Source organism: Photobacterium nomapromontoriensis (assembly GCF_050336815.1).
GTDB classification, from domain to species: Bacteria; Pseudomonadota; Gammaproteobacteria; order Enterobacterales; family Vibrionaceae; genus Photobacterium; species Photobacterium nomapromontoriensis.
Genome location: NZ_JAKJSL010000003.1, coordinates 1 through 12446 on the forward strand (window position 1 = coordinate 1; position 12446 = coordinate 12446).

The window sequence follows — 12446 nt, forward strand, 5'->3', positions numbered from 1 at the left end:
ATGATAAGTAATGTGAAAAACTCAATGCACGGAACTTACCATGCGATAAACAACAAGCATTTACCGAGATATCTCGCTGAATTCTGCTTTAAGTTCAATCGCAGATTTGATTTGGAAGAAATGATAGATAACCTGATTCACTCAAGTATTCAAACAGCACCGATGCCTGAGCGCTTACTCAAATTGGCTGAGGCTCGGTGGTAATCAGGACGGCTTTTGAAAGCAGTAGCGCAAAGCTGGTATCGCCTTCAAATGGCAGCATGACTTTGTCACTGTCTTTTCGTGCAGGCACGATACAGAGGTAGCTGTCATTGGGTGACATCAGAATATTGGTACTACCAATGTGGATCTTGTACTCGCGGATATTCCCTTTAACATGCAGGAAGCGTCCTTCAATATGGCAGCGGTCTGCGATAGCTAATCCTGGAAGCAGAGCTTCCAGAATCGTTTTGCGTTGTACTGCCGCCCCTTGAAGATCACCAAAGCTATAGTTTTCCCAATACTATTGGTAGCCTTGACTATAACGTTCGTCAGTCCAATTTGGATCCGCGCCGATGCTTGCAACACCCACAAACAGATCGCAATCACGTAGTATCTCACTTAAAGCACGGGCTGGAATGTCAGCGATGGCGATAGCTTGCTTGGTAGCCAGATCAACAAAACGCAGCCTGTCAGTGATCATGTGGGTATAAACGCCCATATCGTTAGACTCGTTATCGTACGGTTCCAATACATGCAGATGCGCTTCCATCCCTAAATACGGCAGGGTTGTAGAGATGCTAGCTTGTGGATCGCCACTCTCGTAATCCCAAAACGTCATGAGTTTGGCTGTCCAGCCGCGTCCGCGTGCTAGGGTGACAAACTGATGTTGGCGCACAATATGGGCAGCCATTCGTAGTGAGTGATCTCGTGTAGCAACTTCAGCGTCTGTCAGTAGGTAAATCTCTCGGAAGACTTGTTTGATTGACTGAACAATACTGTGCTGCAAGATGTAGTTGCGCCACTGCAGCGTTTCTTCTTCTGTTGCATCAATAGGGTGCCACAGTTTCACCGTGCAGTTTGCTATAGAGGGATCGAAAGCATGACCTAAAGCATCACGCCACGTTCCATCGTGGTAGATAGCAGAGGTTGATTCTTGGTCAGACTCAAAGACCCAAACTAAGGTACGCGCAATCACTGACATTAGCGGGTGGTTGAAGTAGTGCTGCTCGAACTGGGCTGTCGTCCAGCTGCGAGGCTCTCGTATCTCGCGATCGACACGGCTTTTCTGGGCACTGAGATCTTCCTGAATCGCTTTCACTTTGGCGCGTAGCACTTTAAGTTCATCGCCGTACGCGGTTTTCACAGCAGCAGGCACGCTTTTCAGCGCATTGTCGTCGTTATTGAAAAATGCCAGTTTGACCGGGGTGCCAGTATGAATGTCGATTTCGTAGCGGTACTCACCAAGTAGGCCTGCATTATGTCCCTGCGTTAAACCGTGATCAGGAATGGCAAGATCTTCCAGCTCACCACGGGTTAGGGCATGATAAGCCGCAAGTTGCTCGATACTCTGCTCAATCAACTTGCGGGTTTTGTTCAATTTGAATTTCATGCGCAGGCGGTTGAGCAGCACAATCGCACTGAGATCTTGGCTGTTGCCAAGCATACGGATGATGGCATTGCCCTGGCTTTCAAAATACTGCAAGAATGTCAGGCCATTACCGGATACACCGTGGGTACTATTACGTTGAATAGCATCTTGTAAGCCTAAGTCATACCACGCTTTTTCCAGTGCTTGGCATTGGGCAAATGGGGTGGCGGCCAGTAAACCACGGATCAAATCTAACGTGGCAGGCTCAATCTCTAAGCTAACCGTGGCGCAAATTGGTGCGACGATCCACGACTGTACAACTCGGCTAAATAATTCATTGCCAATGGCATCAACCTGATCTTGCAGTTGTTTCAGCTGCTTGGCCGAGGCTTTTGCACCGGTAATGGTTGCTGCGGTAACAAGCACATTTCGCCATGCAGCTAATGAGGCTTCATCTTGGTTAGCCAAAAATTGGTTGATACGAATGATCAGCGGGCTATCACCTGCCAGTGAGAAGGGCGTTGTGCCATTCTCATCTTGATGTGTGCCGTATTGGTTCAGCAGGTCAGTCACCAATTGCGGAACTTTTTTGTTGTCTGACAGCCAGTTGCGTTGCATGTAAGAATCAGAGTCGGCAACGATTTCAGCCAGTTTAGTTTGTAACCATGGCGGCATGCCGTTTTGGCTGACCCAATGGCTGACATTTTTCATCAAATGACTGCCTGATGTTTTCAGATAATGATCAAGCACATAGGCAAGCGCCCCTTCATTAAGATCCAGCTTTTTACGTAGGCAACTTGTCGCAAATTTGACGTAGTCGTGGGTTGGTATGTCACGTTCATCAGCCCAGTAATGACAGGCACGGACTAATTCCAGCTTAGCAACCAAGTCTTTAGGTTTAAGGGTTAACCAGTCAGTGAGTAACCCCGTTTTTTCACGTCGCCAATGGTCTTTAACAGTAGCTTGTAATAACTGCTGTTGTTCAAGTTGGTGCAGCTCATCTGCCATCGGCCCTTTAAATACAGGCATTCCACGTACACTATATGTGTACTCAGATGCGTAGCCCTCAGTCAATGCCGGGCAGATGTCAGCCATGGCATCACGACTGAATGGGATTTCAATATCGAGTGCGAAATGTGCCAAGTGAGCGGCAAATGACGCACATTTTTTATCTTCGGTATTGAAATCAAAGGTACCTTTCAGGCGAGGGTAGCCATTTTGTTCACCAAATTTTAAGTTGAATGTCGCCGCAAGTGCTTCGATGGCCTTTTGTTTCTGAGAGCATTGCTTGGCGCTGTGTGCCGCGAGCATTGGCAAACAACGGATGACCTGATCACCAATGAACAGATAGAGGGAGCTGTGGGTCGTGGTATTGACTAAAGTCACCCATTGCTTAGGAGTAATTAATCCCTCAATCATGGTTTTACGCAGAAATTGTAGGCTACTCGACAATGCTTTATCGGGCGAGGCCCCATAAAAATAGGCATGCGATGAGGCATCAAGAGCGACTTGGAAATAACGTATTCTACGCAGTAGCACTTGTGCTATTTGAGCGCCCATTCCCGTTGTGTCAGCTAAGACTTCTTTTTGTGATGGAAAATTAGCAGGGTATTTCGGTTTTGAACGGCCGTAATCATCCGTTTTGTTGAATTCAAAATAGCTTTCCAACCATGCTTCGGCCTCTGCGAGCGGATCATTGTGATATAAGGGGTAGTCACCGTAACCAAATCCAACAAAATTTTCCTGGCAGGCGTGCTGATAGCCTTCTATTTTGGCTATGTTTGGGTGTCCTAAACAGTAAAAATATATTTGCTGGTGGTAGTTAGCATAGCTTTCAATTTGGGCCATAGCGCTAAATGTTTTGTGCATCTTATCATGCTGGATGTGGCTGTTGACCCAAGGTTGATAATCTATCAGCGAGTTAACCCCTCGCGAGCTGAGTGTTTCGTAACAAATGGCATTGGCAAGCGCGGTAATGCGATCAGCATTCTGCCAGCCATGCTGCTCAATTTGCTGTTTAAGGGCAATCATATAACTGCAACGGTGCGCAATAACTTCGCTGGCCCAATGCTGACTGGCTTCTAAATGAGGGGTGATTTCGACAATTAAATTTGCCACGGCTTCGCTGAGTGTCGACAATGACAGAATACTTTTGCCAAGATAAGGCTGGATAGGATCAATAAGAATAGGGTGTTTTTTTTGAAGGTCTTTTAGCTGAGTAAGATAATCGAGCAATTCCAGCTCACCGAGTAAGGGACGTTTTTTCAAGCAAGTTTCTAGCCACGCCTTTAACTGATGGTCGGCAGTGGTTTTCCCTTCAGCATAGATATGTTCAATAAGTACCCAGTCACAACCCGGTTGCTGTAATTTATTGGCAAAGTCAACATTTTCACTTTGGGCTACATGGAATAGAACATGCAGTTCTTTATATGGTGTCTCATCTGTGACGGTGTAACCATCAAAGCAAATAAAAGGGTACGATACCTCGTCTAAGAATACTTTTTCCTGACTGGTTAATATCATTATTATTATTCTCCGGTAGTTCAGTAAATTCACCTAGCCGCCAATAAGCGGGACTAGCTGTAGAAATGTGATGTTCAAACCTTCGCGCCAGATAATTAACTGGTTCAAGTCAGTTATTTGCTTGCCGTCAATCAACACAAAAAAACCGTTGCGCTGGAAATGTTCGACAGCACGATTAACTTCGGTATCAATGTCATATTGCACAGTACTGGTTTTGGCATGGGTGTTTAAACGCCACTCTTTAGCGTCTTGACCTCGTTGCGCTTCATGCAGTTTTGCGGTGATCTCTGCTTTCACTTTCAGCTCAATTAACTGCTTGAGTGAGACCAGTTTGTCGGTCAAGTGAATATGGACAACGGCCAATACGGTATTGTCGCCTTTGCGTTGCTCAATGATGAGGGGAAATTTCACGTTTGAAAGACCTTATAGTTGGCGCAAGGTTGGCGAGTGCGTAATCGTTAGAAATACCTGAGGGTAAATTGAGATAAGAAGAACGCGCCTCGCTCATGGCGCGGATCGTTATTTTATTTCATTCTCAACGGGTAAAGACTGAGATTGTAAATAAAATTATCAATAAATCAAGCATTTATGTGGAGCGCTTATGCCATCTTGTTATTTTTGACTGTGAATCATTATTTACATTAATATTTTTCCCTTTAGTCATATGATGTTTGGTTATCGTTAGATGTTGATCCCTAAATATTCGAAAAAATAGATCGTATTGTATGAATATTCGAAATCCTTTTTTTGAATATTAATTAATTAATTGATTGTTTTTTGGCCATTCAGCAGATGCCAAGTGTAATTAACGTATTAGAAGTACGGTAAACTGGGCTGTTATCAAAATTTTTAGCATTTATGCTGGTATGATACCCCCCTTTATTTCGTTAGGACGGATGGCGGGGCCCTTACCCGAGGGCGGTAGCGTGCATATACCCAAGCAATCTCAATATGCTGAATCCTGTAGGTATATCTCTCAACAAACAAAACGCCCTGCTTATTAATCCAGCACCTTGAAATATGATGAGGTGATTACTTGAAAGATGCCAATGTTGAACGAACACGAAAGTGTATTGATGCAAAATGGCTTAAAGCTGACTCAAAATCTATAGCTACAGCGGTAGGTTTAACATTTGATGAGTCCATGCAATGCTTGAAGGACTTCCAATGGGGGCTCACTCATGCTCAAGGTTGTGCTGAATTGACGTTTACTAAGCGTGGCAAAGACGGTCGGTTCATGCAGTTTTATATACATCAGCTTGGAAAGGACATTTTTTTTAGTGACGCTTACCGTGGTAAATAAACCCACTAAGCGGCAGCGTTTATGGCCTAAGCACCGGATAGAGATTGATCTAGGTACTTGTGGTGTGGCGGACCTACCGATAAAGCTGAAACCATTGGAGAGCAGTACAATTGAAGGGCTGTATCAGACATATGCCCCTAAGGTGTTTGATTATAAAATAAAACTCATTCTTATAGGTTTTTTGACCATATTTGCCAGTATAGGGTGGCTTGAGTCTATAAATGCAGTTATTGTGAATGACACATATAAGGGATATTGGTTAAATAAATATACATTAACTTTTGTATGCATAGCATGTCTATCAATTTCATTGTGGCTTAAATATAGAGGTAAAATAATCACTCAAGATATTAAATAAGTGTTTGTTATAACAAGCATGTTAAGCCTAATTCTAGGTTTTGTACTGTTCATTATCCAAATAGCACCTATTCATACGTTGATTTCTGTCCCTTCAATTCAAATAAAACATGTATCAGGTTTGCCCGCTTCCTATATTAGTGGATTAAAGGGTATGTGTAGAGGCAAGGTTAGACTGCGCTCTGATGACTCATCGTAACAAGACGTCGAAATATGCGGTATCCCCAAAATATTATGGAATCAATTAGAGGAAGAAGACGTGTTAATAATGGAAGGTATGCAGTCACCAGTGGCATTCTCAACCGAGCGAGTTACATTAGTTCCAAGAGGTTAAAAACAAATGTTGACTGTAGAAATAAACTGAAAGCTTTCATTATTACGTTAATATTTAGGTGAGAGATTGAAGAGTAAAAAGTTAAAATTTGCACTAGGATTATTTCTTCTGATTAAATGGGGTTTTTCATATGCTGGGGTCCTAACATTTAATATCGAAGTGATTGGAGAGAAGGTGCATGAAGAATTATTAGACGAACGATATATTTATAAACAACCCGTGCTGAATGTGATCAATGATCTAGATGAAGCGATGAGTCTTTTATCGGGCCGTTTGACATTGTCAGGCGACATGCTCGAAGTGAGAGATGCAAAGGGTAATCGGGTAATTGATGATATTGACTATCGTATGTATGAATTTATCGCCTATTACCCGGAAGAAAAACTCATCCAGTTAGAAGGGCCTCACCAAACGGATTGGATCTTTTCAATCGATACCGGACTTGATATTGATGACGTACCAATGGATAGGATCTATTCGCCAAATAATCAATATCGTTTAAGTTATTTTAACAATGGCCAAGGGGCGTTGCCAATTATTCAAAAGAAAGTTGATACTCATTGGGTAACGCTTGAAGAAAATTTTGAAGAGGCAACGGATGATGAACTTTACTCATTGTTTATGATTAAAGAGTTTGTATGGATTAAAGATAATACGTTTATTTTTACAAATTACACAGGGAAATATTATTATGCAACAATCAATCTATAAGAGTGTGATCACTCTTTCAATGCTGTTTATGGCATGTTCGGCGTCAGCAAATGATTTCATAATTAAAGATTTAACTAATTCCGCGATTGAAAATTCAAGTTTCCCTTTTTTTTCTTCTGAAATATATCCACAAAGTGCATCAAATATTAACACCTTCCTACAATATGAAATGTTAGATAAGGTTTATGAAGAAAGTGATTTTTCAAAAGTATCAACAAGTCCGTTCAAGAATACCGAGTATCACAGACGAAATTTTTACTTTTATGACTATAAAATAAAAGAAAATACGAATTATATTGAGGTGTCTATTTCTGGTGATGGGTGTGGAGCTTATTGTGAAGAATTTACTAGAAACTTTGTATTTGACACTTATACCGGGCAACCTATTACGATCATTGACTTTCTTTCACCTCAAGGTCGCATTCAACTTGAACAAAAAATTAGAGATAAAAATATAGAAAGAATTGAACCCTATATTAAAAAGGAGCCAGATGTTAGTTTTGAAGAAGAGCATGACATGTATATCATGTATAAATATTGTCATGATGATATGCTAGATGAGGATAGCTATGCAAACAGGATTAATCAAAACACTTCATTTGAACTGTTGGATAGTGGATTAGTGATTAAGCATGGCCGTTGTTCAAACCATGCGCTTCGTGCGCTTGACGAAATTGGAACCTTTGTTAATAATTTTAGCTTTGATGAATTAAAGCCGTATTTAAGCCAAGCGGGTGAAAAATATTTATCCAACCAGCCTTATCAACTACCTGAGATTAAAACTGAATTCAAAATACGTTACGGAAAAATTGACAATAAATACCCCATCACAGTCATTCATACCGACAGAAGCGGCTGGGTATATTGGTACGATAAATACAAAGCACCGATTGATCTTTATGAAGGGAGCCGGACAGGTACAGGCAATAACACTTTGGTTTTAAAAGAATCATATTACGATGAGGGAAAAGGTAAAACGGTATATACAGCACGGTGGAACATCACAGAAAACAAAGGGGTTTATTCAGGAACCTTTACACGTCTTTCCGATTTAAAGGAAATGGTAGTGAGCTTTCAATGAAGAATTTAACCATCATACTCTTACTATTTATAGCCTGCTTTTCCATTAACTCAAATGCAGCTCAGTTAAGATGTGGCTGGGTGTTAAACCCAACCCCCAGTAATCTTTGGTTACATGATAGAGATGGCACTTGGACTATTGCATTAATGGGGGAAAATTTGGAAGAAAAGCCATCTTTGTACATGGCTTACCAAGCATTTGAAGATCGTAAACAAGTTGAAAATACAAATGGTATTTATGGACATTCATGCGCTTGTATAAAGGTTGATGTTAATAAAGAGAGCAAACGTATTTTAAAAATTTATGCGGTTAATCAATTAAATCTTAAGCAATGCCAAGATGATAACGCTATCTCTAACTATGTGTTGGATTGATGGCAGTCATGATGATTAATATGTTAAGTAAAATGGCTGAATATACATTAATGTTTAGTTTTTTGGGTGTACTGTTAATATCAATGCTGTTATTTTCTGTGTTCTTAGTGACATGGCTGATTCTTTTCAGTGAAAAACATTCTGTATTAACAAAGGTTAATAGCTATATATCTATTTATGATGGAATTAAAGGGTGGTTCTTTAGAGTATCAGAGTTTTTAATAAAAAAGAATATCTTAAATTAGAAAACAGAAGACTGAAGATGTTTTTAATTATATTTGATGCCTTTTATCTTGTATTATTTAAGCAGGTCTTTGTTTGGCTTTTTGTAATAATATTTCTAAGTTTTTTTGTTATTGTGATAGTCGATTTAAATGCTTAGTGAGTTAATTGAATATCAACGCATAGCGATATTTTGTATGCATCACTATAAACGAGAAATACAATTCCTCAGTTAAGGTAAACATGAAAGTTCCAAAGTTAATTTATTGCCTTATAACTATTATCTCCTTTACAGCTACAGTGTGTAAGGCAGGGCAAGCAACTGTATTGACATTAAACGATGTCAAGTTTGTAAAAAATACAGGTTCAATTATTGATTACCGGTCAAAGTACAAAGATATTATCATTCCTGAGACTTTTGATGGTGTACCAGTAAAGAGCATTAGTGAATATGCTTTTTATAAAAATGGTTTAACGAGTGTTACGCTTCCTAACTCAGTAGACTACATCGGTCCGAGTGCCTTTTATGGTAATGCATTAACCAAAATGACATTGCCAAGTTCACTGCGGGCTTACGAATCCCCTCATAATTTTTTTGATAAACAATGAGGTAGACGCGCACCGACACCTTTGATCTAATGGATATCGCCAGAAACACATTAGACCAATTGGACGGTACGATGCGCGATTTTCAGATTCTACAGCAAACAATTCAAAACCACTGCCCTAGTATTCACAAAAAACGCCTTAATTCTCTGATACTTGCTACACGGAGTGTTCTTGATGGTTCAGATCTGACATTAACAAAGCTTGGCCGACGACTTGAAACCAATACAACTGTAAAACATGCGATTAAACGCGTTGATCGGTTACTGGGAAATCGACAGTTACATCGCGAAAAAGACATCATTTATAAATGGCACGCCCATTTAATTACACGGGCAAATCCATGCCCCGTGATCCTTGTCGATTGGTCAGATGTTCGAGAGCAACTTCGCTATATGACACTTAGAGCATCCGTCGCTCTCGATGGTAGAGCCGTCACGATTTACGAAGAAGTCTTTGAATATAAAAACTACAACTCACCGAAAAGTCATCAATTGTTCCTCGATAAATTACAGCAAATTCTACCGGATGAAACATGTCCAATTATTGTATCCGATGCCGGATTTAGAAATACTTGGTTCAGGCAAGTGCAAGAAAAAGGCTGGTTCTGGTTAGGCCGAGTTCGTGGCGAAGTATCGATAAAACAAGCGAATAAACCATGGGTATCAAACAAAACTTTTTACCCAAGCGCAACTCATAAACCCAAGTATCTGGGTCAATGTTTACTGGCAAAACGATCGCCACTGACTTGTGAAGCCTATGTCTACAAGGCACAAGAGAAAGGCCGTAAAGCCAAGCGTCACAGTAGAACCAGCCTAAAACATTCAGCAACTCATCTCTATCAGCGTAGTGCAAAAGAGCCTTGGCTACTCGCAACTAACGTGCCTCGCCACATTTTAAATGAAGTACAAATTACCAACCTTTATGCCAAGCGAATGCAGATCGAAGAATCGTTCCGCGACTTGAAAAGCACCGCTTATGGTATTGCCCTTCGACATAATCGAAGTCGATCCACAAAACGCTTAGACATATTGCTGCTCATTGCGTTACTGGCTGAAATTTTAATGTGGTGGAATGGTTTAGCGGCTGCACAAGCAAAGTGGCATTTTGACTTCCAAGCTAACAGCATCAAGCACCGGAGAGTCCTATCAATACCACGACTTGGGCGGGAAGTTCGAGTTCATCGACGATATCAAATTAACGACTCCCAATATCAATGGGCAATGCTTGAATATCAACGACTCACTCACACCGAAGGGCTGGGCAAATTATGAGGGGATCCGTCAGCGCCGCGTTAAGTAGCGAGCAACGCCAACAACCCAAACTAAACCATACCAACATAAACACAAAACCAAAAGAAAGAAGGAAAAACGCCAAGCGTTGGGAATCCGTCTTAAACGCTTGTATGGATAATAACTCACGAATCAGGGTAATGTGAGACCCAGGCTTTAGCTGCAACTAAAGCTTCTTATGCGGTAGTTCGTTTAAACGCTGGCTCCTCTGTCGAGAGACCGATAACAAACATGAACGCCGCATAGGACTCCAAGCACAAACCTCGAATAGTCGACTGGGTCTCGAACCCGCATTTCGCAAGCAAGAGTTAGCTTATTATGAATACAAGTACACATCAAAACATTCATGTCGGTGTTGATACAGGTAAGTCACAACTAGACATTTTTATTCGTCCACTTGATATCTTCTTTACAGTTCACAACGACGAGAGAGGTATCAAAAAGGCCATTAGAACAATCAAAAAATATGCCCCACAGCGTGTTGTTGTCGAAGCAACTGGACGTCTAGAAATGCCGTTCATCATTGCTTGTTCAGAAGCAAAGCTTCCCTTTGTTATTGCCAATCCCATACATATTAAACGGTTCGCCGGAGCCATCGGTCAACGAGCTAAAACGGATAAATTAGATGCTAGACTCATTGCTCACTATAGCGAAGCCATTCAACCTAACCTGACTCAGTTAAAGCCTGTAAACATCCGTTTAATGAGTGACTTAGTCGCTCGCYGTCATCAACTTCTGACCATGCAGACAATNGAAAAGAACCGATTACAATCACTACCAAAACATCTTGCAGGCACCATCAAACCCGTACTCACTGCCTTTAAAAATCAGATAGACAAAACAGAGCAAAAAATACTATCTCTCATTGAATCATGCCCCGAGTATCAAGAYAAAAATCACCTTCTGCAAAGCGTACCCGGCATAGGAAAAATCGCAGCAGCATCCATTATTAGCAACGTTCCTGAGCTTGGGTTTATAACCAACAAACAAGCCGCAGCACTCATTGGTGTTGCTCCCATCAACCGAGAAAGTGGACGCTATAAAGGCAAACGAGTCATTCAGGGGGGACGAGCACAAGTACGCACCGTACTCTACATGGCCATGATGTCAGCAATGCAGTGTAACCCTGTTTTTAAAGCAACTTACCAACGACTTTTAGATGCTGGGAAACCGAAAAAAGTCGCCATTATTGCGTGTGTCAGGAAGATGGTTGTGATCCTAAATTCGATGCTTCGAGATGGCGTCATGTGGGACGAAAACATAGCCAAAAATTAGCTATTGACGCCATAGTCGTTTGTTAGGGCACTGTTCTCAAAGAAGACCACCTTACTAACCAGCCCTTTGAATTTACACGATTTTCAAATGTTTCTCGTGACCTTTTAGGATTATGTGTGACACAGTAACCAAATAAGGATTCGTACCCAAAAGCTGCAATACATTCATACCTATCAGGTGCGACTTGTCGAATGGCAACAGCTGTCTCTTGTTCTGGCCAATAGCTCATAGCATCAAGAGAGCTTGTGTAGGGTAAATCGCCATTCCGAGTATGCATGAGTGCTTGGTTACGAACTTGCCAGTTAACTTCCGGCATTAGCTGCTTGAGCTGAGATTCATGGTGTAAATATGCTTTAGGGTCGTTCTCGTCTGGAGCAAAGTAAATAACATCCGCATCGTTCAATGGTGTTGCTACATCAAAGCCATGCAGTGCATCCCAAACAAGATTACGAACGAAACCAGCCGCAATATAACACTGAGACAAGCCCAATTTAGAGACACACTCTAAGGCTTTAACTCTAACTGGATCTTGTTTGATTAATTCTACGATTCTATCCATTTCCGCCCTGTGCCCTAACGCCGCRTTCTTACGAATCCCCTCATAATTTTTTTGATAAACAATGAGGTAGACGCGCACCGACACCTTTGATCTAATGGATATCGCCAGAAACACATTAGACCAATTGGACGGTACGATGCGCGATTTTCAGATTCTACAGCAAACAATTCAAAACCACTGCCCTAGTATTCACAAAAAACGCCTTAATTCTCTGATACTTGCTACACGGAGTGTTCTTG

The 12446-nt window shown here is 41.3% G+C and carries 12 protein-coding genes; 8 read left to right on the forward strand and 4 right to left on the reverse strand.

Translation table 11 applies throughout. The features are described from left to right. The coding region (locus tag L4D12_RS00305; protein ID WP_428445828.1) for a transposase at positions 1 to 204 on the forward strand (204 nt) is incomplete at its 5' end. On the opposite strand, the gene L4D12_RS25545 is transcribed toward L4D12_RS00305, so the two are convergent. The 3 genes from L4D12_RS25545 to L4D12_RS00315 are packed head-to-tail and all read right to left on the reverse strand — an operon-like array spanning position 179 to position 4504. After that, a complete protein-coding gene (locus L4D12_RS25545; protein ID WP_489685947.1) occupies positions 179 to 445 on the reverse strand; it encodes a DUF7737 domain-containing protein in 267 nt (88 codons plus the stop codon). The genes L4D12_RS00305 and L4D12_RS25545 overlap by 26 nt on opposite strands. A 57-nt stretch (positions 446 to 502) precedes the next feature. Beyond that, on the reverse strand, positions 503 to 4093 hold the full coding sequence (locus tag L4D12_RS00310) for a DUF4132 domain-containing protein (protein WP_428445829.1): 3591 nt from the start codon (positions 4091 to 4093) through the stop codon (positions 503 to 505). Positions 4094 to 4126: 33 nt separating this feature from the next. Further along, positions 4127 to 4504 (reverse strand): hypothetical protein, encoded by a 378-nt coding sequence (locus tag L4D12_RS00315; protein ID WP_428445830.1) that lies wholly within the window; start codon positions 4502 to 4504, stop codon positions 4127 to 4129. A 625-nt stretch (positions 4505 to 5129) separates the two neighbouring features. Here L4D12_RS00315 and L4D12_RS00320 point away from each other — a divergent pair. The 7 genes from L4D12_RS00320 (at position 5130) to L4D12_RS00350 (ending at position 11648) form a co-directional block, all read left to right on the forward strand. Continuing rightward, the gene (locus L4D12_RS00320) at positions 5130 to 5396 is read left to right on the forward strand and encodes a hypothetical protein (protein WP_428445831.1); all 267 of its coding nucleotides are present in this window, start codon (positions 5130 to 5132) and stop codon (positions 5394 to 5396) included. A 757-nt stretch (positions 5397 to 6153) separates the two neighbouring features. After that, positions 6154 to 6798 (forward strand): hypothetical protein, encoded by a 645-nt coding sequence (locus tag L4D12_RS00325; protein WP_428445832.1) that lies wholly within the window; start codon positions 6154 to 6156, stop codon positions 6796 to 6798. Further along, positions 6779 to 7879: a hypothetical protein gene (locus tag L4D12_RS00330; RefSeq protein ID WP_428445833.1), complete on the forward strand. Its 1101-nt coding sequence runs from the start codon at positions 6779 to 6781 to the stop codon at positions 7877 to 7879. The genes L4D12_RS00325 and L4D12_RS00330 overlap by 20 nt, the downstream gene beginning before the upstream one ends. Beyond that, a complete protein-coding gene (locus L4D12_RS00335; protein WP_428445834.1) occupies positions 7876 to 8253 on the forward strand; it encodes a DUF4087 domain-containing protein in 378 nt (125 codons plus the stop codon). The genes L4D12_RS00330 and L4D12_RS00335 overlap by 4 nt, the downstream gene beginning before the upstream one ends. 465 nt (positions 8254 to 8718) lie before the next feature. Further along, the gene (locus L4D12_RS00340) at positions 8719 to 9084 is read left to right on the forward strand and encodes a leucine-rich repeat protein (RefSeq protein WP_428445835.1); all 366 of its coding nucleotides are present in this window, start codon (positions 8719 to 8721) and stop codon (positions 9082 to 9084) included. 71 nt (positions 9085 to 9155) lie between these two features. Then, positions 9156 to 10355 (forward strand): IS4 family transposase, encoded by a 1200-nt coding sequence (locus L4D12_RS00345; RefSeq protein WP_428445836.1) that lies wholly within the window; start codon positions 9156 to 9158, stop codon positions 10353 to 10355. Positions 10356 to 10691: 336 nt separating this feature from the next. After that, complete coding sequence (locus tag L4D12_RS00350; protein WP_428445837.1) at positions 10692 to 11648, forward strand: IS110 family RNA-guided transposase; 957 nt, start codon at positions 10692 to 10694, stop codon at positions 11646 to 11648. A 22-nt stretch (positions 11649 to 11670) separates the two neighbouring features. Here the strand turns inward: L4D12_RS00350 and L4D12_RS00355 are convergent, their stop codons facing one another. Continuing rightward, a complete protein-coding gene (locus L4D12_RS00355; protein WP_428445838.1) occupies positions 11671 to 12207 on the reverse strand; it encodes a nucleotidyltransferase family protein in 537 nt (178 codons plus the stop codon). Positions 12208 to 12446: the final 239 nt, after the last annotated feature.

What these genes read in the sequence shown, in the direction of transcription:
- L4D12_RS00340 (WP_428445835.1), top strand. Translation starts at nt 8,719, where the DNA reads ATGAAAGTTCCAAAGTTAATTTATTGCCTTATAACTATTATCTCCTTT.
- L4D12_RS00335 (WP_428445834.1), top strand. Translation starts at nt 7,876, where the DNA reads ATGAAGAATTTAACCATCATACTCTTACTATTTATAGCCTGCTTTTCC.
- L4D12_RS00355 (WP_428445838.1), bottom strand. Translation starts at nt 12,207, where the DNA reads ATGGATAGAATCGTAGAATTAATCAAACAAGATCCAGTTAGAGTTAAA.
- L4D12_RS00345 (WP_428445836.1), top strand. Translation starts at nt 9,156, where the DNA reads ATGCGCGATTTTCAGATTCTACAGCAAACAATTCAAAACCACTGCCCT.
- L4D12_RS00330 (WP_428445833.1), top strand. Translation starts at nt 6,779, where the DNA reads ATGCAACAATCAATCTATAAGAGTGTGATCACTCTTTCAATGCTGTTT.
- L4D12_RS00310 (WP_428445829.1), bottom strand. Translation starts at nt 4,093, where the DNA reads ATGATATTAACCAGTCAGGAAAAAGTATTCTTAGACGAGGTATCGTAC.